This is a genomic window from Candidatus Symbiopectobacterium sp. 'North America' (genome assembly GCF_015762685.1).
GTDB lineage: Bacteria > Pseudomonadota > Gammaproteobacteria > Enterobacterales > Enterobacteriaceae > Symbiopectobacterium.
Genome location: NZ_PEHF01000066.1, coordinates 22,945 through 44,598 on the forward strand (window position 1 = coordinate 22,945; position 21,654 = coordinate 44,598).

General features: G+C 50.7%; 20 protein-coding genes, 2 tRNA genes and 5 pseudogenes. 8 read left to right on the plus strand and 19 right to left on the minus strand.

Annotation, left to right across the window (positions count from 1 at the left end):
• Positions 1 to 82 precede the first annotated feature (82 nt).
• The 3 genes and pseudogenes from CS369_RS14175 to CS369_RS14185 all read left to right on the plus strand — a co-directional run bounded on the left by CS369_RS14175 (position 83) and on the right by CS369_RS14185 (position 1,649).
• Positions 83 to 217 carry a hypothetical protein gene (locus CS369_RS14175; protein ID WP_374191069.1) on the plus strand — a complete coding sequence of 45 codons (135 nt, stop codon included), beginning with the start codon at positions 83 to 85 and terminating at the stop codon, positions 215 to 217.
• A pseudogene (locus CS369_RS14180) lies at positions 214 to 1,335 on the plus strand (phage late control D family protein). The gene CS369_RS14175 and the pseudogene CS369_RS14180 overlap by 4 nt, the downstream one beginning before the upstream one ends.
• Positions 1,336 to 1,430: 95 nt before the next feature.
• Entirely contained in the window at positions 1,431 to 1,649 is a 219-nt protein-coding gene (locus CS369_RS14185; protein ID WP_196907621.1) for a DNA-binding transcriptional regulator, read from the plus strand.
• A gap of 133 nt (positions 1,650 to 1,782) precedes the next feature.
• Here the strand turns inward: CS369_RS14185 and rplS are convergent, their stop codons facing one another.
• From rplS to ffh, 5 genes are all read right to left on the minus strand, one after another.
• Positions 1,783 to 2,130 (minus strand): 50S ribosomal protein L19, encoded by a 348-nt coding sequence (gene rplS, locus CS369_RS14190; RefSeq protein ID WP_196907622.1) that lies wholly within the window; start codon positions 2,128 to 2,130, stop codon positions 1,783 to 1,785.
• A 59-nt stretch (positions 2,131 to 2,189) separates the two neighbouring features.
• Entirely contained in the window at positions 2,190 to 2,945 is a 756-nt protein-coding gene (trmD, locus tag CS369_RS14195; protein WP_196907693.1) for a tRNA (guanosine(37)-N1)-methyltransferase TrmD, read from the minus strand.
• Between the two features lie 38 nt (positions 2,946 to 2,983).
• Positions 2,984 to 3,532: a ribosome maturation factor RimM gene (gene rimM, locus CS369_RS14200; protein WP_196907623.1), complete on the minus strand. Its 549-nt coding sequence runs from the start codon at positions 3,530 to 3,532 to the stop codon at positions 2,984 to 2,986.
• 18 nt (positions 3,533 to 3,550) lie between these two features.
• On the minus strand, positions 3,551 to 3,799 hold the full coding sequence (gene rpsP / locus CS369_RS14205) for a 30S ribosomal protein S16 (protein WP_196907624.1): 249 nt from the start codon (positions 3,797 to 3,799) through the stop codon (positions 3,551 to 3,553).
• Between the two features lie 147 nt (positions 3,800 to 3,946).
• Complete coding sequence (gene ffh, locus CS369_RS14210; protein ID WP_196907625.1) at positions 3,947 to 5,308, minus strand: signal recognition particle protein; 1,362 nt, start codon at positions 5,306 to 5,308, stop codon at positions 3,947 to 3,949.
• 181 nt (positions 5,309 to 5,489) lie between these two features.
• Between ffh and CS369_RS14215 the strand changes: the two are divergent.
• Positions 5,490 to 6,265 (plus strand): annotated as a pseudogene (locus CS369_RS14215) (inner membrane protein YpjD).
• Positions 6,266 to 6,331: 66 nt separating this feature from the next.
• Here CS369_RS14215 and luxS read toward each other — a convergent pair.
• From luxS to CS369_RS14275, 12 genes and pseudogenes are all read right to left on the minus strand, one after another.
• The gene (gene luxS, locus CS369_RS14220) at positions 6,332 to 6,847 is read right to left on the minus strand and encodes an S-ribosylhomocysteine lyase (protein ID WP_196907626.1); all 516 of its coding nucleotides are present in this window, start codon (positions 6,845 to 6,847) and stop codon (positions 6,332 to 6,334) included.
• A gap of 172 nt (positions 6,848 to 7,019) precedes the next feature.
• Positions 7,020 to 8,579, minus strand: coding sequence for a glutamate--cysteine ligase (gshA, locus tag CS369_RS14225; protein ID WP_196907627.1), 1,560 nt, complete (start codon positions 8,577 to 8,579; stop codon positions 7,020 to 7,022).
• 79 nt (positions 8,580 to 8,658) lie between these two features.
• Positions 8,659 to 9,058, minus strand: a pseudogene (locus tag CS369_RS14230) (YqaA family protein).
• 14 nt (positions 9,059 to 9,072) lie between these two features.
• Positions 9,073 to 9,639: a fructose-1-phosphate/6-phosphogluconate phosphatase gene (gene yqaB, locus CS369_RS14235; protein WP_196907628.1), complete on the minus strand. Its 567-nt coding sequence runs from the start codon at positions 9,637 to 9,639 to the stop codon at positions 9,073 to 9,075.
• 196 nt (positions 9,640 to 9,835) lie between these two features.
• Positions 9,836 to 9,912, minus strand: a tRNA-Arg gene (locus CS369_RS14240).
• 8 nt (positions 9,913 to 9,920) lie between these two features.
• Positions 9,921 to 10,013, minus strand: a tRNA-Ser gene (locus CS369_RS14245).
• 301 nt (positions 10,014 to 10,314) lie between these two features.
• Positions 10,315 to 10,500 (minus strand): carbon storage regulator CsrA, encoded by a 186-nt coding sequence (gene csrA / locus CS369_RS14250; RefSeq protein ID WP_196907629.1) that lies wholly within the window; start codon positions 10,498 to 10,500, stop codon positions 10,315 to 10,317.
• Between the two features lie 326 nt (positions 10,501 to 10,826).
• Entirely contained in the window at positions 10,827 to 13,454 is a 2,628-nt protein-coding gene (gene alaS / locus CS369_RS14255; protein ID WP_196907630.1) for an alanine--tRNA ligase, read from the minus strand.
• A 138-nt stretch (positions 13,455 to 13,592) separates the two neighbouring features.
• Positions 13,593 to 14,060: a recombination regulator RecX gene (gene recX / locus CS369_RS14260; RefSeq protein ID WP_196907631.1), complete on the minus strand. Its 468-nt coding sequence runs from the start codon at positions 14,058 to 14,060 to the stop codon at positions 13,593 to 13,595.
• A gap of 79 nt (positions 14,061 to 14,139) precedes the next feature.
• Complete coding sequence (gene recA / locus CS369_RS14265; protein ID WP_196907632.1) at positions 14,140 to 15,219, minus strand: recombinase RecA; 1,080 nt, start codon at positions 15,217 to 15,219, stop codon at positions 14,140 to 14,142.
• A 135-nt stretch (positions 15,220 to 15,354) separates the two neighbouring features.
• Entirely contained in the window at positions 15,355 to 15,846 is a 492-nt protein-coding gene (gene pncC / locus CS369_RS14270; protein ID WP_196907633.1) for a nicotinamide-nucleotide amidase, read from the minus strand.
• A gap of 190 nt (positions 15,847 to 16,036) precedes the next feature.
• Positions 16,037 to 16,372, minus strand: a complete 336-nt coding sequence (locus CS369_RS14275; RefSeq protein ID WP_196907634.1) for a hypothetical protein — start codon at positions 16,370 to 16,372, stop codon at positions 16,037 to 16,039.
• Positions 16,373 to 16,726: 354 nt separating this feature from the next.
• Between CS369_RS14275 and CS369_RS14280 the strand changes: the two genes are divergently transcribed.
• From CS369_RS14280 to grxB, 4 genes and pseudogenes are all read left to right on the plus strand, one after another.
• Positions 16,727 to 17,068 (plus strand): GNAT family N-acetyltransferase, encoded by a 342-nt coding sequence (locus tag CS369_RS14280; protein WP_196907635.1) that lies wholly within the window; start codon positions 16,727 to 16,729, stop codon positions 17,066 to 17,068.
• 264 nt (positions 17,069 to 17,332) lie between these two features.
• Positions 17,333 to 17,827, plus strand: a complete 495-nt coding sequence (locus CS369_RS14285; RefSeq protein ID WP_196907636.1) for an SRPBCC family protein — start codon at positions 17,333 to 17,335, stop codon at positions 17,825 to 17,827.
• Positions 17,828 to 17,898: 71 nt separating this feature from the next.
• Positions 17,899 to 18,580: pseudogene (locus CS369_RS14290) on the plus strand (MarC family NAAT transporter).
• 393 nt (positions 18,581 to 18,973) lie between these two features.
• Entirely contained in the window at positions 18,974 to 19,609 is a 636-nt protein-coding gene (gene grxB, locus CS369_RS14295; RefSeq protein ID WP_196907637.1) for a glutaredoxin 2, read from the plus strand.
• A gap of 1 nt (position 19,610) precedes the next feature.
• Here grxB and CS369_RS14300 read toward each other — a convergent pair whose 3' ends face one another.
• Together CS369_RS14300 and CS369_RS14305 are read right to left on the minus strand one after the other, a co-directional pair.
• The gene (locus CS369_RS14300; RefSeq protein ID WP_196907638.1) at positions 19,611 to 20,144 is read right to left on the minus strand and encodes an isochorismatase family protein; all 534 of its coding nucleotides are present in this window, start codon (positions 20,142 to 20,144) and stop codon (positions 19,611 to 19,613) included.
• Between the two features lie 117 nt (positions 20,145 to 20,261).
• Positions 20,262 to 21,284 (minus strand): annotated as a pseudogene (locus CS369_RS14305) (PfkB family carbohydrate kinase).
• Between the last annotated feature and the right edge of the window lie 370 nt (positions 21,285 to 21,654).

Sequence of the window (21,654 nt, forward strand, 5' to 3'; positions counted from 1 at the left end):
CGGGGTGTTTGTGGTGAACAGTATCATCCAGACAAAAACCGACTTTTTCCCCGATGGGCGCGCCCGGCGCATTGAATTTACCGTGACGCTGACCCGCGTAGACTCCTCGCTGTCTGCCATGCTGGGTGATTTACGCCAGCAGGCCGAGGGCTTGATCGGCAGCGCCGGAGAGCTTGCCAATAAGGCACAATCCACCATCGGGGGATTGTTCTCATGATTAACCCGGTAAACGTTCGCGCAGGCAGTAAGACCGCCCCCGCGTACCTGCTGCGCCTGAATGAGCAGGACATTACGACAATCATTAGCCCGCGTCTGCTATCGCTTAACCTGACCGATAACCGGGGCTTTGAGGCCGACCAGCTCGACATCTAGCTGGACGACAGCGACGGGCAGGTACAGTTGCCCCACCGGGGCGCGGTGCTGTGGGTGTTTTTAGGTTGGCAGGGGGAAGCGCTGATCGGCAAAGGCGATTTCACCGTGGACGAAATCGAACACCGGGGCGCACCGGACACGGTGACTATCCGGGCGCGCAGCGCGGATTTTCGCGGATCGCTCAACTCGCGCCGGGAATTGTCATATCACGACACCACGTTAGGGGCGATTGTCGAGCAAGTGGCAACGCGCAATAACCTTGTACCGATGCTGGCTGACGGGTTCGAGGGGATAAAAATCCCTCATATCGACCAGACGCAGGAAACCGACGCGGTATTTATTACCCGGCTGGCTGAGCGCAACGGTGCAATTGCGGCCATTAAAGCCGGGCGCTTGCTGTTTATCCGCCCCGGAACGGGAAAAACGGCCAGCGGTAAACCTATCCCGCAACAGATGATTGAACGCAGTGACGGCGATCGTCACAGCTTTAGCCTGGCTGACCGGGGAGCTTATACAGGGGTGACGGCAAGCTGGCTGCACACCAAAGAGCCAAAGCCGAAGAAACCCAAAAAGGTTAAGGTGCAGCGCAAATTATTACTGCACCAAGGGCCACAACCCACCCATCCCAAAGCGAAGAAAACAACAAAGGTGCTAGAGGCGCGTGAGGGTAACTACATGGTCGGCACCGATGAAAATGTGCTGGAACTGACCACCGTGTTTTCCACCAAGGAGCAGGCCATGCGTCAAGCAAAGGCAAAATGCGACAAATTACAGCGCGGTGTCGCCGAGTTCTCTATTGCGCTGGCAATGGGGCTCGCTGACCTGTTCCCCGAAATCCCGGTTCAGGTCAGCGGCTTTAAGCAGGTGATCGACGAGCAGCCGTGGAAAATATCAAAAGTGACGCAAGCCCTGAGCAATGGCGGATATACCGCGCAGTTAGAGCTGGAAGTGCGGGGAGTTTGATGCAGAATAACAATTCAATTTCGAATTTTTATTTTCAAATGCAAACTCAGTGATAGAATAATATCCACTAAATGCCCCGTAGAGGTGACAATATTATGATGCATTGCCCATTGTTCCTACATGCAGCACATGCCAGATCCAGCCGTTACCTGAGCACCAAAACCAAAGAACGCTATCACCAGTGCACAAACATCAATTGCGGTTGTACCTTTAAGTCACTGGAAACCATCGCAGATATGATTATGACGCCGGGAGATGTCAAACCTGTGTCACCACATCCAACCCGCTCAAATAAGGGTACGCTCTGGACTTAACACCAAACGTCAACATGACCCTCAGATAAGCGGGTTTTTTTATGCCCACCGTCGCCATCGCCATAAAAAAAGGGCTTAGCCATTGGCTAAACCCTTAATAACTAAAGCTTTTGGATGTCGCGTTAGCGAACTCTTAGTTAAGACGCTCTTTGATACGAGCAGACTTACCAGTGCGCTCACGCAGGTAATACAGTTTAGCCTGGCGTACTGCACCACGACGTTTCACTGTGATGCTGTCAACAACCGGAGAGTGAGTCTGGAATACACGCTCTACGCCTTCGCCGTTAGAAATTTTGCGAACAGTGAATGCAGAGTGCAGACCGCGGTTACGAATAGCGATAACCGCGCCCTCGAATGCCTGCAGACGTTTTTTGCTACCTTCAACGACCCATACCTTCACTTCAACGGAATCACCCGGACGAAATGCAGGTACGTCCTGTTTCATCTGCTCTTGTTCAAGCTGCTTAATAATGTTGCTCATAATATGTCTCTTACCCTAGGTAAACTGATACATGGGTACGCGCACCGAAGTGCAACGCCCTAATCCTCTCGTTGCTCGGACTGATGTTCACGCTGGAACTCAGTCAGCAACGCCGTTTGCTCGTCAGTCAGAGCTAGGCTTTTCAGAAGTTCAGGTCTTCTAAGCCAGGTTCGGCCAAGCGACTGCTTTAATCGCCAGCGACGTATTTCAGCATGGTTTCCCGACAGTAACACTGGGGGAACCTCCACGCCTTCCAGCACTTCAGGACGAGTGAAGTGCGGACAATCCAACAGCCCATCCGCAAAGGAGTCCTCTTCCGCAGAAGATTCATGCCCCAGTACGCCGGGAATAAAACGGGATACCGAGTCTATAAGTACCATTGCTGGCAACTCACCGCCACTGAGAACGTAATCCCCGATTGACCATTCTTCATCAATTTCGGTTCTGATTACGCGCTCGTCAATCCCTTCATACCGGCCACACACCAGAATCAACTTCTGATGCGTTGCGAGCTGCCGTACGCCCTCTTGATCCAGCTTACGGCCCTGCGGTGATAAATAAATCACCCTGGCACCGTCGCCTGCCGCGGCCTTTGCTTCATGAATGGCATCCCGCAAAGGCTGCACCATCATCAGCATACCGGGGCCGCCACCATAAGAGCGATCGTCCACGGTACGATGCCGATCGTAAGTGAAATCACGTGGATTCCAACACGTTACGTTCAGAAGGCCATTTTTTACTGCCCGACCAGTGACTCCATAATTAACCACTGCGCGAAACATCTCGGGAAACAGGCTAATCACCCCAATCCACATTTTTTCGTTCCACTCAGTTCGTTCGTTTGATTCAGAGCTCAAAAACTCGGGTTCCAATCTACTTCAATCGTTTTCGTAGAAAGGTCTACGTGCTTTATAACCTGTCCGGTCAGAAACGGAATCAACCGTTCCTTCGCGCCGAAGGCATTCTTCAGGTTAGCTTTGACCACCAGCACATCGTTAGAACCGGTTTCCATCATATCAATGACTTTGCCCAGCTGATATCCCGCGGATGTGATGACTTCGCAGCCAAAAAGATCCTTCCAGTAATAATCTCCTTCCTCCAAATCAGGAAGCTGTACAGAATCTACAACGATCTCAGCGTTCGTTAATAAATTTGCCGCATCACGATCATCAACACCTTTTACTTTGATGATCAGATCCTGATTGTGGTGTTTCCAGCTTTCGATCTCGACAATCTGCCAGGATCCCTGAGACTGGATATACCAAGGCTGGTAATCAAAAATGCTTTCGGTTTCTTCGGTGGAGGAAAACACTCTGAGCCAACCCCGAATACCATACGTTGACCCTATTTTTCCCATCACGATGGGATTAACAGGGGATGACGGGTTAAGTTGCTTGCTCATTGTCACCACCGCAGCAGATTACGCAGCTTTTTTAGCATCTTTGATCAGCGCAGAAACGCGATCAGAGATAGTTGCACCTTGGCCAACCCAATGTGCAATACGGTCCAGATCCAGACGCAGAGCTTCGGCTTTACCGGCTGCGATCGGGTTGAAGAAACCGACGCGCTCGATGAAACGACCGTCGCGTGCATTGCGGCTGTCAGTCACGACGACTTGATAGAACGGGCGTTTTTTCGCGCCGCCACGTGCCAAACGAATTGTTACCATAACATCCTCTTTAGTTAATAAAACAGCCCGGCCCCATCGAGGAACGGGGCCCGGGTGTCATATAAAAAGCCCGAAATTTTTACTCATTTTGGCGCAAAAAGCAATCTAAAGAGTCAACTTGCGCTGCCAAGAGCAAAAAAATCGCGCTTAACGCCCCGGAAAACCCGGTGGTATCATGCCTTTCATGCTACGCATCATTTTTGCCATACCGCTATTTTTCATCTTTTTCATCATACGCTGCATGTCGTCAAACTGTTTTAACAAACGGTTGACGTCTTGCACCTGCATGCCTGACCCGGTGGCGATACGACGTTTACGTGATCCTTTGATGATTTCCGGCTTGGCACGTTCCTGCTGCGTCATCGAGTTGATGATGGCTTCCATACGCACCAGCACCTTGTCATCCATTTGAGATTTCACATTGTCTGGCAACTGTCCCACGCCCGGCAGCTTGCTCATCATGCTGGCCATGCCGCCCATGTTACGCATCTGCTTAAGCTGATCGAGGAAGTCGGTTAAATCAAAGCCATCCCCCTTCTTCAGCTTTTTCGTCAGTTTTTCCGCCTGAGAGCAGTCAACCTTGCTTTCAATATCTTCGATCAGGGAAAGCACATCCCCCATACCGAGAATACGCGACGCAATACGTTCGGGATGGAACGGCTCCAAGGCTTCTGTCTTTTCGCCAACGCCGAGGAATTTAATCGGTTTTCCGGTAATATGACGAATTGACAGCGCCGCACCGCCGCGCGCATCACCATCAATTTTAGTCAAAATCACACCGGTAAGCGGCAGTGCCTCATTAAAGGCTTTTGCGGTATTGGCCGCATCCTGACCGGTCATGGCGTCAACCACAAACAGTGTTTCAACAGGTTTGATGGCCGCATTCACCTGCTTGATTTCGTCCATCATCGCTTCGTCAACGTGCAGACGGCCGGCCGTATCTACCAGCAGCACATCGTAAAACTTCAGTTTTGCATGTTGCAGCGCGCGGTTAACGATATCAAGCGGTTTTTCGTGCGCGTCGGAGGGGAAGAAATCCACCTCAAACGTTTGAGCCAGGGTTTCCAGCTGCTTGATCGCCGCAGGGCGGTAGACGTCCGCGGAAACCACCAGCACTTTCTTCTTGTGCTTCTCACGCAGGAACTTGCCCAGCTTACCCACACTGGTGGTTTTACCCGCCCCTTGCAAACCCGCCATCAACACCACGGCTGGCGGTTGAGCTGCCAGATTCAGGGCTTCGTTGGTTTCTCCCATCGCGGCAACGAGTTCGTTTTTAACGATCTTGATGAATTCCTGGCCCGGCAACAGGCTTTTGTTTACCTCATGCCCGACGGCACTTTCCTTGACCCGGTTGATAAAATCACACACCACAGGTAGCGCCACATCGGCTTCAAGTAAGGCCATACGCACTTCGCGCAGGGTGTCTTTGATGTTGTCTTCAGTCAACCGTCCGCGGCCACTGATGTTGCGCAATGTGCGCGAGAGTCTGTCAGTTAAGTTATCAAACATTATCTTGTGCTCAACGAAAGGCGGGCCGCATACGCGACACTCTGGACAAATATGGCTGATTATACCATGAAAGACGAAACGATTGCTGTGAAGCGCGACGATAACCGGTTGGTGCGTGACGAGACAACCGCTATACTGGCACTCCCTATCACTTCAGCAGCCGCTCAATGTGTTGATCATTATGCCACTCTTTGCCATTACAGCGTTAGTCGCCTATTCAATCAGCCTGGGACTGATTATTCCTGGCCTATAGCGCAAACAGAGTGCCTACCGCCGGTTGACGATGATCTCTGCGACTGTGGCCCTGATCTGCCACGCTATTACGCTCTATCACCGCATTTTTGATGTGCAAACCGGGCAAAATCTTAGCCTGTTGAATATCGGCTCTACCATCAGCCTGATGATATGCACCGTGATGACGGTTGTTGCATCGCGCAATCGAGGCTGGTTTCTGTTGCCTATCGTTTACGCGTTTGCGCTTATTAATCTGGCCTTTGCCAGCTTTTTGCCGGGCGAGTTTAAACGCATCTGGAAAAAACGCCGGGGCTGCTGTTCCATATCGGGCTGGCGTTGTTCTCTTATGCCACCCTGATTATTGCCGCACTCTATGCGCTGCAATTAGCACTGATCGATTATCTGCTCAAAAACAAAAAGCTGAGCATAGTCTCTGAAATGCCGCCGCTGTTAAGCATTGAGCGCAAGATGTTTCATGTCACGCAAATTGGCGTCATCCTGCTGACGATGACGTTATGCAGCGGCTTGTTTTACATGGATAACATCATCGATAACAAAGATAATCTGCACAAGGCGCTGTTCTCCCTGTTTGCCTGGTTCAACTACATTCTGGTGCTGTGGGGGCATTACCATGAAGGGTGGCGCGGACGCCGCGTGGTATGGTTCAGCATGGTGGGCACACTGTTACTGACGCTGGCCTACTTCGGCAGTCGTGCACAGTAATAAGCTTCATCTGTGACGATATGCAAACAAAAAAGGCACCTGGTGAAGGGGGCCTTTTTTATTTTTTTAGATATGCAATTCTGCCAGTTTATCTTTCGGTAACGCCAGATCGTCGTTCTGGTTGACGCCAATCGGATGCACCAGAATATGGCGTGCAATGTCCTGAGCCTCTTCCAGAGAGTGCATCTCATAGGTGCCGCACTGGAACTCGTTCAGCTCAGGGATTTTGCGTTGATCGGTCACTTTGAGCACATCCTCCATCGCCGCGCTCCAGGCTTTAGCCACGCGTTGCTCTGCCGGTGTGCCAATCAGGCTCATGTAGAATCCCGTGCGGCAGCCCATCGGAGAAATATCGATAATTTCAACACCATCACCGTTGAGATGCTTGCGCACGAAACCGGCAAACAGGTGCTCCAGCGTATGAATACCGCGCTCCGGCATCACCTCTTTATTCGGGCGACAGAAACGCAGATCGAACACGGTAATGGTGTCGCCATGAGGGGTTGTCATGGTTTTAGCCACTCGAACCGCCGGTGCTGCCATGCGGGTATGGTCTACGGTGAAGCTATCTAATAACGGCATGTTGCCACCTCCTCATAAAAAAAATGACTTTTTTCATCTTTCCAAGAAACTTTTTGGTTCCCAACGAGTCTGACTCTATGAAAGACGCGCATTTATCATCATCATCCCTATTTCTCAAAGATGTTTTTCGGCCACAGCCTATACCGTGGCCTTTTCTTTATTTTGTGTCCGCTCAAACCTGAGTTGCAGCCAGATAGGCCTCGAACGACAGCGTATCTTGCGCTTCCAGCGCGCGCTGTTTTTGCCAGGCGCGTTCACTCTCGGCAACAAACTGCGCCTCCGTCAACACCGCTAAAGGCTCTTGACTTAGTTGCTCACGATAACGGTCTGCCAACGTCAAGCCAAGATTACCGCAGCCCTGCGCTTTCAATAGCGGCAACAGACGCCCGGAGAAGGTGTTTTCCGGTTTATCGAACCCTACGCTCAGTTCGTCGCAGACCTGCTGATAATAGGGCTGATCATGTTCTCTATCCAGCATTTCTGCCACGCGGCGCAGATCGCGGAACAAGGCATGTCCGACACCGGCCAATGGCTGCTGCCGCGTTTCACATCCCATACCGACGGTCAACCCCGGTTTACGCCCTTCCAGAATAATACGGTTCCAGTTTTTACGGGTACATTGCAGTTCGGCGCTATCCATTTCCGGCGCATCAGCCAATGCGCACCAGATCAGGAACAGATCGAGGAAACGCACCTGCTCGGCGCTGACCCCTGACGGCGTAAAGGGATTGATATCCAGTGAGCGTACTTCAATATACTCAATGCCACCGCGCATCAGTGCATCAGAGGGCGTTTCGCCACTGCGAGTTACACGTTTAGGACGGATCGGCGCATACAGTTCATTTTCGATCTGCAACACGTTGGTATTGAGCTGCAAGTAGCGATCGCCTTGTTTAATCCCCATCGCGGCATATTCCGCTGACGGCGTTTTGATCGCACGCTTCAGCGCTGCCACATATCCATCCAGCGTATTAAACGTGATGCCCAGATTGCTCTGTGATTTGTTGGTGTAGCCCAGATCGCTCAAACGCAACGAGGTCGCGTAGGGAAGATAATAGAGCCCGTTTTCACTACGTTCAAACGGCAATGCCGTTTCACGCCCCTGCAAAAAAGAAGAGCAGATGGCGGGAGATGCGCCAAACAGATAAGTAATCACCCATCCGAAACGGTAGTAGTTACGGATCAAACGAAAATAACCGGCGGATATCTCCTGCTTACCACTTTCAGCGTCAGCCACGCCCGCACGCGCTTGCCAGAATGCCAGCGGCAGTGAAAAGTTGTAATGCACGCCGGAAATGGTCTGCATCAACGCCCCATAGCGGTTTTTCAACCCCTCACGGTAGAGCGTTTTAAATCGGCCAACGTTCGATGTGCCGTACTGAGCCAGCTCGATATTCGTCTCATCGGGAATAAAACACGGCATGCTAAACGGCCATAACCGCTCAGAACCGATGTTACGCGCGACATAGCGGTGAATGTCCTGTAAGAATGCCAACAGGTGATCGACATCCCGATCAACAGGCGTAATAAATTCTAATAAGGATTCTGCGAAATCCGTTGTGATCCAGGGATGGGTTAATGCCGCCCCTAAATTTTCTGGGTGCCCTGTCTGTGCCAAATGTCCATTGGGCTGTACGCGTAACGTTTCGCGTTCAATACCGCGTTGAATCCACTTCACCGCATCAGGGTGATGTTCAAGCCAGGTCAACGCTTGTGATATATCCGGGATCAAATCGACCTCCCGCTGTTAGATGTAATGATTGTTCGCATAATGAAATCGTATCATCTCTACTAAAATACAGTGCTACACGTTATGACCACAAAGTCATTCCTTGTAATGCCACGATGGCCACCACGATATAACGCAGCGCTTTCCCTATACAGATAAAAAGCGTGGAGTACAACCACGGCATGCGCAGCCACGCACAGCACGTCGCCAATAACCGGTACCCAACTCAACAAAAGCGCCGCCGGACCATAACGCTGTAACCAGCGTAGCGCGGTCAATGTGCCGGTACGCGGTTTTGGCTGTGGCAGAATGCGCCCCAACACCAGATTGGTCATGCCGCCCAGCGTATTGCCTATTGTTGCCACGACAATCAGCGGCACCGCGCCGGTAACCTTCGCCACCAATAAAGAGACCAGCAGCACTTCAGAGCTGCCGGGTAATAATGTCGCGCTGAGAAAACTACTCCAGAAAAGAGAAACCAGTCCCTAGAAGGCACTCAAAGCGTTCGCACATCGACAACAGCCATGTTTGCACGCTGCGCTGCCTGAATACCAAAATCCGCATCTTCAAATACGACGCAGGTTTCAGGCTCTACCTGCATGAGCTGGGCGCAGCGCAGGAAGGTGTCAGGAAACGGTTTATGATGCAGTACATCCTCCGCGCCGACAATACCAACAAAGTAGTCGCGCAAGCCAAGATGACGTAGCAGCCTGTCAGCCAGATGGCATGGGCTACCGGTGCCAACCGTCATATGTCGACGTCCCTGATACGCTTTCACCACGTCAATCAAGGGCAACGGCTTAACCGTATCAAACAGCACCTCTTCCACCAGCGCCAGCTTTTCAGTCGCCAGCGCCTTTGGGTCCATATCCACGTTATGCCGGGCCAGGATCACCGCTGCGATTTTCTCAATGGGAGCCCCATTGTACGCCACCATTTCTTGAGCATCATAGGTCATGCCGTACTTGCCCAGAATGTTATGCCAGGCTGCACGGTGTGTGGGCTCAGTATCGAGGATGGTGCCATCCATATCAAAAATAAGACCTTGATAACGATCGTACATCGTGACTCCGTGAATAGCGCAAAAGAGCCGTTACTTTAGCGCAAAGTCAAAATGATGTCGCTGGTTCAATAAAACCACAAAAAGCAAGGTTATCGGTGTATAAGCGGTTAGCAGGGGGGAATCAGCCGCGTACAGGTAACGCTGGGGATAAAATCAAAGGGAAAGTATGGGATATTATGGTTCACAACATGAGGAATGGTGCATCCGGGAGGATTCGAACCTCCGACCGCTCGGTTCGTAGCCGAGTACTCTATCCAGCTGAGCTACGGATGCATAGTAAATGGCGGTGAGGGAGGGATTCGAACCCTCGATGCAGCTTTTGACCGCATACTCCCTTAGCAGGGGAACGCCTTCAGCCTCTCGGCCACCTCACCAACACGCTAACCTTCGAACCGTGATGATGATGTTTCCTTCATCGTGCTCACCGGTACTGCGTGGCGCACATATTACTTTCCCGGACTTATAAGTCAAACAATTTTTCCTAACTCTTGGTTGTTTGAACAAATCACACCCAACACGCACAGATTCACAGCGAAAAGTCTATTTTATCAACAGCGTTAACGGCTATTGATGCCTGTGACAAAACGCACTCATAGGAAACTAAAACGGCATGGGAGGATATACAGGGAAGCTAAAACGGACGCGTCCCGCCTGAGAGGCGAGACGCTTGGTAAATCAGTAGGACGTCGGTTGCGACTTTTCCGCTTGGATCCGCTGGTAAATCTCTTCGCGGTGAACAGAAACTTCTTTCGGCACATTAACACCAATACGAACCTGGTTGCCCTTTACCCCTAGCACGGTAACCGTCACCTCATCGCCAATCATGAGGGTTTCGCCAACTCGACGAGTCAAAATAAGCATTCTTTGCTCCTTGAAAGATTATAAAGAGTCGGGTCTCTTTGTCTCCCCGCCATTCTCCATCATGCGCCGTGAAAACATAAACCTAAATGGGGAAACGCACTCCGCCATCTTACTCCAGTGTATCGTTACTTTTAGTTTAGTCGATGTCAGCCGTTTTCGCTGTTTTATCACGACATTTGTTATCACAACAAAGGGCTACGGCATGCTCCGCTTACCAACACAAGCTCGGCAGACCGATATTTCCCCCCAACGCACGTCCCTGGCCTAAGGGGAAAACGCCAAAATGAATATTTGGGCGTTTCGTTGAGATAACACACTATTTATAGTTATAGCCTATCCGTTACCCATGTTTCAACGCTAGATAGTGCCGAAGATAAAGCGGCAGGGTTGTTCCCACCGGCTTGTGCCATATCAGGACGTCCGCCCCCTTTACCACCGACCTGCTGAGCGATAAAGCCAATCAACTCAAAGGCTTTAACACGATCGGTCAAATCCTTCGTGATACCGGAAATCAAGCTGACTTTATCCTCTGAGACGGTTGCCAGCACAATGATAGCTGAACCGAGCTGTTTCTTCAGATCGTCCACCATAGTACGCAATAATTTCGGGTCGGTGTTATCCAACTGTGTTACCAACAGTTTCGCACCCTTGATCGTTTTCGCCTTTGAGGAGAGCGAGACACTTTCCTGGGCTGCCTGCTGTTCTTTCAACTGTTGCAGCTCTTTTTCCAACTGACGAGTACGATCCAGCAGGGAACGCACTTTTTCCGCCACGTTATGGCTATCGTCTTTGACCAGTTGGGTAACATCCTGTAATACGTCACTTTGACGATGCAGCGCCGCCAGTGCCCCACTGCCCGTTACGGCTTCAATGCGTCGAATGCCCGCCGCCGTCCCTGATTCGGAGACAATCTGGAACAAACCGATATCCCCAGTACGTTTAGCGTGCGTACCGCCACACAGCTCAGTGGAGAAATCGCCCATGGTTAATACACGCACATGGTCTTCATATTTCTCGCCGAACAGAGCCATTGCACCTTTCGCTTTTGCATCCGACAGCGCCATCACGTTAGTATCAACGTCGTGGTTACGACGAATCTGCGCGTTGACAATATCTTCCACCTGACGGATTTGCTCTGCCGTCATGGCTTCAGGTTGCGAGAAGTCAAACCGCAGGTAGTTATCGTTAACCAACGAGCCTTTCTGCGCAACGTGATCGCCCAGTACCTGGCGCAGCGTAGCGTGCAGCAAGTGAGTAGCGGAGTGGTTAAGACGAATACGATCGCGACGCTCACTATCGACGTCAGCATTCACCGTATCATTGACGCGCAGCGTACCCTGAGTCAGAGACCCCAGATGACCAATTGCCTGACCAAACTTTTGGGTATTCCCAACGGTAAAGCGCACGTTGGCATTATGCAGTGTCCCGGTATCGCCGACCTGGCCGCCCGATTCCCCATAGAACGGTGTTTCATTGAGGATAACCACGCCCTCTTCACCGGCATTGATCGCTTCCACCGCCTGTCCGTTTTGATAGAGCGCGATAACCGTAGCCTGCTGCTGTGTCTTGTCGTATCCCGTAAACGGCGTGGCCACATCAACACGAATCAGGGTGTTATAATCGATGCCGAACCCACTGGTTTCACGCGCGCGCTGGCGTTGTGCATCCATCGCACGCTCAAAACTGTCCTTATCCACCGTAAGATCGTGCTCACGACACACATCCTCCGTTAAATCGAACGGGAAGCCGTAAGTGTCATACAGCCGGAACGCCGTCTCACCGTCCAGCACGTTCGCTTTCAGGTTTTTGATCTCTTCATCCAGCAGGCTAAGGCCACGCTCCAGGGTGCGGGCGAACTGCTCTTCTTCCACTTTCAGCGCCTGTTCAACCACCGCTTGCTGCTGTTTCAATTCATCATCCGCCGCCCACATGACCTGAATCAATGGCGCAACCAATTTATAGAAGAAGGCCTCTTTGGCACCGAGGAAATTACCGTGACGCACCGCGCGACGAATAATACGGCGCAGAACATAACCACGGTTTTCGTTGGATGGCATGACGCCATCAGCAATCAGGAATGCGCAGGAGCGGATATGGTCAGCGATAACGCGCAAGGATTTGTTACTCAAATCCTGAGTGCCAATAATGCGCGCCGCTTCTTGGATTAATGTGGTAAAGACATCGATCTCGTAGTTGGAATTGACGTGTTGCAATACCGCAGTAACACGCTCCAGCCCCATCCCGGTATCAACAGACGGTTTAGGCAACGGAACCATGGTGCCATCAGCCTGACGGTTGAACTGCATAAATACCAGGTTCCAGATCTCGATATAGCGATCGCCATCTTCATCCGGGCTTCCCGGAGGACCGCCCTGGATATGGTCGCCATGATCGTAAAAAATTTCCGAACACGGACCACATGGGCCAGTATCACCCATCTGCCAGAAGTTGTCAGACGCGTATTGACCGCCCTTGTTGTCACCAATACGGATAATGCGCTCGGCGGGTACGCCGACTTCTTTTGCCCAGATGTCATAGGCTTCATCGTCGGTGGCATATACCGTTACCCATAATTTCTCTTTGGGCAGGTTAAACCATTGCACACCAGTCAGCAGTTCCCATGCATATTGAATGGCATCACGCTTGAAGTAGTCACCGAAGCTGAAATTACCCAGCATTTCAAAGAAGGTGTGGTGACGCGCGGTGTACCCTACGTTATCTAAATCGTTATGCTTACCGCCTGCACGCACGCAGCGCTGTGACGTGGTCGCACGCACATAGTTGCGTTTGTCCAGCCCCAGGAAAACATCCTTGAACTGGTTCATTCCCGCGTTGGTAAACAGCAATGTCGGATCGTTATTCAGCACCAGTGAACTACTGGAAACGATCTGGTGTCCTTTACTCTGGAAAAAATCGAGAAACGCTTGACGGATCTCAGCGGTGCTCTTGCTCATAATTGTCCTGGAATGAAACTAAAAGAACAGATCGTGGGCAAGGCTAGTGCAGCATAGTGACGCTACCCGTGCAACTCACGAACAAAAAGTGGGAATAAGATAAATTTTCTTCGGGGGGAAGTAAAACACCGGATGCATTCAATGCGAAAAATTCGTATAAATGTCCTGAATTTCATCATGAGAAAAGCCGCGAGTTAACAAGTATCGCTGCTGTTTTGCTTTTTCTTTCCAGTCAATTGGCGGCACATCACCAAATTTACGCGTTGCTACCTGCTGCGCGAGGGCGAACCAGTCAATTTCACATTCCAACAATGCGGATGAAATGACAGAACGCGAAAGGCCTTTCTGACGCAATTCCGCCACAATGCGCTGAGAGCCATAGCCTTTTCGGCTTCTTCCATGAATGTAACGCTGAGCAAATCGCGCATCATCCAACCAGCCGTGTTCATGGCAATATGCCAAAGCGGCGTCAATATCCGCAGCGTCAAATGCCGGCTCAACGCGAGACATCAACTTGCGGCGTAGCTCCCCTTCGCTGTGATCGCGTACCGCTAACAGGCGCATTGCAATAGTGAGTGCGTTGACAGAAGGAGTTGATGGTGTCATTGAAGATACATGTTGGTGAGAGAGCACGACAAACTACGAATAACGTTTATCGTGCTCCATTCAAGTCACTTAACGCGGTTTAAAATTCACCGTTATTTTCACTACCCGCGGTTTCTGCATCATCGTAGAAACCCGCTTCGCTTGCTGGTGCAGACACATGATCTTTGTTGTGCAGCAGCATTTCACGCAGCTTTTTATCCAATTCGGCCGCGACTGCCGGGTTTTCTTTCAGGTAGTTGCATGCATTCGCTTTGCCTTGCCCAATCTTGTCGCCGTTGTAGCTATACCAGGCACCCGCTTTCTCAATCAGCTTATGTTTCACGCCAAGATCGACCAACTCACCGTGGATGTTGATCCCTTCGCCGTACATGATCTGGAATTCAGCCTGTTTAAAGGGCGCAGCCACTTTGTTTTTCACCACTTTAACGCGGGTTTCGCTGCCCACCACTTCTTCTCCATCTTTAATGGAGCCAATGCGGCGGATATCGAGACGTACAGAAGCATAAAACTTCAGTGCGTTACCCCCGGTGGTGGTTTCTGGGTTACCAAACATAACGCCAATTTTCATACGGATCTGGTTGATAAAAATCAGCAGCGTATTCGCCTGCTTCAAGTTACCGGCCAGCTTACGCATCGCCTGACTCATCATGCGAGCCGCCAGGCCCATGTGGGAATCACCGATTTCACCTTCGATTTCCGCTTTCGGCGTCAGTGCCGCCACGGAGTCAACGATGATCACGTCAACCGCGCCTGAACGCGTCAACGCATCGCAAATCTCTAACGCCTGCTCGCCGGTATCGGGCTGAGAACACAGCAGGTTATCGATGTCGACACCCAGCTTTTTGGCATAAATCGGATCGAGTGCATGTTCAGCATCGATAAATGCGCAGGTTTTACCTTCACGCTGTGCAGCAGCGATAACTTGCAGCGTTAGTGTGGTTTTACCTGACGATTCTGATCCGTAGATTTCAACGATACGCCCCATTGGCAGCCCACCGGCCCCCAAGGCAATATCGAGTGACAAAGAGCCGGTAGAGATCGTTTCAACATCCATTGAGCGGTCTTCGCCCAAACGCATGATAGAACTTTTACCAAATTGCTTTTCGATCTGGCCCAGCGCAGCCGCCAATGCCTTTTGTTTGTTCTCGTCAATAGCCATTCTACTCCTGTCATGCGGCGTAACGCTCTCGCTACACGGCCGCGCGCTTTATGTTACTGACACTGGTATGTAATCAAACAGGCGTGTCACCGAATCATTAACAGCATTATACTGTGTACGCATACAGCATCAAGATTATTTTTGCAGAAATCCATCCAAAAGCATCTGAAGTGCGAAACGCACGGCCTGAAGCCGCACAGCATGCCTGTCGCCAAGAAACAGCATTTCACGCGCCAGTAGGTTGCCACGCTTGTCACACCAGACAAACCAGACGGTACCACCGGGTTTTTCGTCAGAACCGCCATCGGGGCCAGCAATGCCGCTCACAGAAAGTGAATAATCAGCCCCCGCTGCACGCAAGGCACCCTGCGCCATTTCCCGTACGGTTTGCTCACTCACTGCGCCGTATTGGGCAAGCGTTCCCTCACTGACACCGATGAGGCGCTGTTTTGCCTGGTTGCTGTAAGTGACAAATCCATAGTCAAACCAGCCGGAACTCCCCGCCACATCAGTAATCGATTTTGCAATCCAGCCTCCCGTACAGGATTCTGCACAGGTCACCTTTGCACCCAACGCAGTCAGGCGTGCTCCAATCTGGGCGCTTAACTGCAAAATCTCGGTTTCCATGTTCACTCCACGTTGATTGAGGGTATAGCATCACAGCGTATCATTTTCACACGGGTTCGCCTTCCCCTGCCACGCTGTTGCGTGCCTTATTCTAGAATTCGGCGCGAAAGTAAAGGGAGCGGCAGGACAGATATAACTCTGGAGGTTAAAACGCGAAGGAGAGTAAAATGGCTCAACGGGTTTGGCGGGATTACATGCAACCCGCGCAGCTGGTACAACGCCAATCCTGCGGATTGATCGCCTGATAAAAAAATCGAAAATAGCACTCTTCAATAGGAACCTGGTTATTTTCGAAACAGTCGGCTAACCAGTCTACATTCTCTACAATCCAATCATCTTCATCCAATCCTTCACGATATAATTCATCCTCAGGATCGATGATCGAATATATTCCCAGCGTTCCCAGATGTTTTTCATGAAAGAACGTTGGCAGGTTAAAGGCCATAGACTGAAACGTAATAATCCAGTGCCCATGGCACAGGAGGTTACTGTTGCGACTCCATGCAGCTGTGAATGGATTATTCATGTTATTAATACCCTATCGCAAAAAAGCGGAGGGAAAATTAACACGAGATGGAAGGAAAGTAAATAATCCGTAAAGAGTAAGGTTAAGTGTTAATTATCTCAGCGAAATATTGGTACATATTATCACCTATTAAAGCAAGCCAAAATAACAGCATTGATATATCGCAATAAAACAGACAATAATAACAAAAGAAATACGGTATTTATTCAAGATGCGTTATATCTGCCCCACTTGTCCGTCATAAAAATGTCACACCGAGCGATTATCTTGTGCGGATAATAATAACAGATGATAGCTTGTAAACGACATGCTGCCCCGCCTCGGGGCTTTTTTCCCCTGATGCGGAGAATGTTCATGACGTTTCCCTCCATCCGACGCCTACGAACGGCAGATTGCCCTGCCTTCAAACAGCTACGACTCGAAAGCCTGCTGAATCACCCTGATACTTATGAGGCGTCCTGGGAAGAAGAAAGTCAGAAAAGTGACGCGTGGTTCGATGCGCGCATCAGGCAGAATGTCATTTTCGGCGCTTTTACTCCCGAAGCGCGCCTGATTGGCCTGTGCTGCTATACACGCCCCCAGAGGCTGAAATCCGCCCACAAAGGTATTGTGTGGGGCATGTATGTGGCACCAGACTGCCGGGGCAAGGGCGTTTCCCTGCAATTGCTCAATCACACCATCTCGCACGATCGCTAACGGGCTCACATATTACTACTGAGCGTAACGTCCTCCAATTTGGCAGCGTATCGCTTGTATCAAAAGGCCTGTTTTTGCCAATATGGGCAGGAGCCGGATGCAATGAAACTGGGCGACATCTATTACAGTGAACGTGTGATGTTCTTCCCTTTACGTTAGCTCCGCATCTTCCAGAGACAGGGCAAATCTTGCCTAAGTGGAAAGAAGCGGCAAAAATAACAAGCAATGTTGTAAGCTGTAAGTCCACATCACTGAGGATCCTGCGTGTCATATTCTTTTTTTAAATCATTGGTTTTTGCCAGCAAGCGCGCTCCTGATGCTTTAAGCGGGAGCATCACTATCGCGCATTCTGCCGATGCACTGTATGCCTTGTGGCGCAAGCCGGAAACACTGCCAGTGCTGATGAGCCATTTTGCGACGATCACTATCCTTAACCAGACGGATTCCCTGTGGCGCGCCAATACGCCGCTCGGCTCGCTGTTAGAGTGGCGAGCACGCATTGTGGAAGAGAAACCGGGAGAAGCCATACATTGGAGTTCCCTCCCTGGCGCACTGGTTCCGAACGAAGGGAGGCTGACATTGTCACCCGCCCCCAATGGCGAGGTTAACGTCACCTTGTGGATTCGATTTACACCACCGGGTGGGCTGGTCGGAAAAAAAGTAGGCCAGCTCTTCACATTGTTTTCACAAGATATGCTGAAACAAACGCTGGAGCGCTTTAAAAAAATGGCCGATGAGCAACAATTGCCGTCAGCGTAACTCGCCTGAATACGCTGCCACTGTTAGCTCTATAGCCAGAAGAGCAGTGCCCAATAAGCATTGGAGGCCATATGCTGGAACTTATTAAGACCGTTGGTCTGGGCCTGGTGTTAATTTTGCCCCTGGCCAACCCGTTGACCACCATTGTGGTATTTCTTGCGTTGTAGAGTGACATGAGTGAGGGGGGAGCGCAACCGGCAGATATTTCAAACCTCACTGTACGTGTTTATCATCATGATGGTGGCCTTTTATGGTGGGCAACTGATCATGAATACGCTGGGCATTTCTATTCCCGGCTTGCGCATTGCTGGTGGACTGATCGTGGCTTTCATCGGTTTTCGTATGCTCTTCCCCCCACACCAGCGAGAGCACGGACCTGAGGCTGCCAGCAAGGCGGATGAAATCAACCGAAGCCCTTCAGCAAACCGGGTGAATATTGCCTTTGTTCCACTGGCCATGCCCAGTACCGCGGGACCCGGCACGATCGCGCTCATTATCAGTACCGCGTCGCAAATTAAAAGCGGAATTGCGATCACTCCCTGGGTGGTAGCGGTTGCGCCCGTATTCTCCTTCCTGATGACCAGCGTGATCCTATGGGTGTGCTTACGCAGTTCTGGCTACATTGTGCGCCTGTTGGGTAAAAGCGGTATTGAGGCCATCGCGCGTTTGATGGGATTTTTGCTGGTGTGTATGGGGGTTCAATTTGTCATCAATGGCATGCTGGAGATCGTGACAACCCTGCCAGCCAAATAACAGATAAAAAAACCCGCCTCGAGGGCGGGAAAAGTGACTCTCTTGACAGGGATGGAAATCACAACATTGACAAGGGATGTAGAGACAATAGCAGATGAAATGTATAGAAGTGTCTTGCGAGGTAAGGTTAGCCCGAGGGATGTAAAGCGTGGTTTTCAAACATAACGATTTGCATCATCAGGGAATTATCGATATGCCCGTTCTTCCCTGTGCCAGCAGTGAAACCCCGTCGTTATCCTTTTCCTTGATGTTTCACATACAGTTACATTCCGAGCGACAGCACCGGCGATCCGCACGCACTGACTTTACCTGCTCCTCTTTCTGGTATTAGTCTGACCTATAACGCGCTAGGGCGTCAGGCAGACAGATTTTATCATCATCAAGTAACCACTAATGAAATTATTTACCTATGAGCATTGCCCGTTCTGTGTGCGAGCCAGAATGATTTTTGGACTGAAAAAAACACCGTTTGAACTGGCGATCATCATGGAGGGAGATGTGGAAACGCCGACGCGGATGGTTGGCCTCAAGGTCGTCCCTATTCTGCAAAAAGAGGATGGCAGCTTCATGCCTGAAAGCATGGATATCGTTCACTATGTGGATAGCCTGAAAGCACCGCAGATCGCAGACCAGCCGGTAGACAGTGCGATTGAAGCATGGTGCAAGTCAGCCTCTGGCGTGGTGTTCAAACTGGCGGTTCCGCGTTTCACCGAAGGTGAGTTTGCCGAGTTGGCAACAAAACCTGCTCGTCAGGCTTTCCGGCAACGTGAAGAAAAAGCGTTTGGCGACTTATCTGCGCTTCTGGCAGAAACACCCGCGCTGATTCGCGACGTTGAGCAAAAATTGGCAGAATTAGAAACCTCACTCCCTGCGGATGAAACGGTCTCAACCACGGACTTTATCCTGTTCCCGATCCTACGATCGCTGACTATCGTGAAAGGTATTCACTATGGGCCACGTGTGAGTGAATACCTACATCGTGTCGCCACCGCAGACCAAATTGATTTACTGACAGCCCAGGCGCGCTAGTTCAAAGCGGCGAACGCCATGCGCTCAGAATGGTAGCGACGGGGATAACAGTGACGGGATTCCCCGGCAGGCTCAGCCCCGCCCACACCTCATTATGCTGACCGATGAGCTGCTGGGCGCGGGCATAAGTACGATCCGCCGTGGTGTGCGCATCTGCTGCCACGGTGATTGCGTAGCCCTTGCTGGCACCGACTTTGATCGTCGTATCCACACAATAATCGGTTGCACAGCCACAGACGGTGAAGGCATTGATGCCCAAACGCTGTAATAGCGCATCCAGCGTCGTGTTCCAAAACCCATCACAAGCGGTTTTAGTGACATAGTGTGCATGCGCTGGCTGCTGTAATTCTGGGATGATCTGCCATAAATCACCACCAACGCCCATTTCTCCTTCGGCATGCTGGATGAAAATAACAACGTCGGCGGCATCAATCAGCTGATTGATCAATGCTGCCTTGCCCTCCCTATCGTAACGTGGTATCGCCAACACCCCGACTTGCATATCAACCACGATCAAAACGTTATTTTTCATCATCACCTCAACGTAAAAAAACCAAGGTTGTGTGGCTCCCACACGCCCTTGACTTTGTGCACAATTAGCTTTATGCACAATGCGCTTTATGCTCGGAAAGTTACGCGGCTTGCGAATCCGTTAGCGACTGAGGCTTGCGCCCCCACCTTTTTTCATCACGCCACGGATATCCAATTCCTGCACCAGGTTCAAGTCACCGCTGATCGTCAATTTCAGAACGCTGGCCGCAATCGCAAAGTCGATGGACTCCTGAGCGTCAAACTGATGCAGGATACCGTGCATTAACCCGGCACCGAAGGAATCACCCGCCGCAACACCTTCCATCACATGCAGGTTATAGCGCGTTGTTTCATGAAACTCGCCATCGCTCAACAGCAGCCCCATCCATTGGCTGTCTTCGACCGAGCGAATATTACGCAGTACGCTGGCAACCATTTTACATTCCGGATAACGGCGCGTTACCTCCAGCATACCCTCTTTGAACGCATCAATCTGTTCAATGCCACGTGACATATCGCCATCAAAGGCTTTTATACCCAACGTTGCTTCAAAATCTTCATCGTTGGCAATGCAAATCGTCACGTAATTCATCAGCTTTGACATAACACGCTGCGCTTTTTCCGGAGACCACATTTTGCCACGATAATTCATATCGCAAACCACCGGAATATTATGCTGTTGGCAGTAAACACAAGCGGTGGTCACGGCCTGGTCTAATTCAGCAGAAATTGCCGGCGTGATGCCCGAAAAATAGAAGTAATCGACATCTTGCAGCAGTGTTTCCCAATCAAACTCCGTTTGGTTGGCCGTAGCAAATGCGCTGCCTGCACGATCGTAAACCACATTGGCAGAACGGACGCTGGCCCCTTTTTCAAAAAAGTAGATTCCAAGACGAGGGCCACCACGTAATACTTTATGCGTATCAACACCGTATTTACGTAACGTCGAGAGTGCCGTTTCGCCCAACAAATTTTACGGCAGCTTGGTAAGATAAGCAGAATCATTGCCTAACAGAGCAAGAGAAACCGCCACGTTCGCCTCTGCGCCACCGTACGCTGCTTCAAATGCATCAGATTGCATAATACGGTTATTGCCCTGCGGCTTAAGCCGCAACATCATTTCCCCAAACGTTAATACTTTCATTTTTCATCCATCATTAGGTTTATTACGCTATGACGCGCTGGCATAGCAGGTATACGGGGAATGCCATTATTGGTGAAACCGACAACGGTCAGTGCAGCGTATACACTTGCCATTATACCTCGACGCGTGATTATTCTACTTTGTCATAATTTGGTCAGCACAGGTACGATAAATAGCAATAACTAATGAGCGTTATGGACTAACAACACGGGTATTTATTCCAACACCGCATATAACATTACGGTTGTTGAGTGCGCTTCTATCGAAATGCGGCGCGCCCCGGTTACACAAAAGAAACAAATCACCCTCATCGCAGAAAAAGACACGTAACATAAACATCGATGACGGGAACGCTATTTGACGCCCGCTG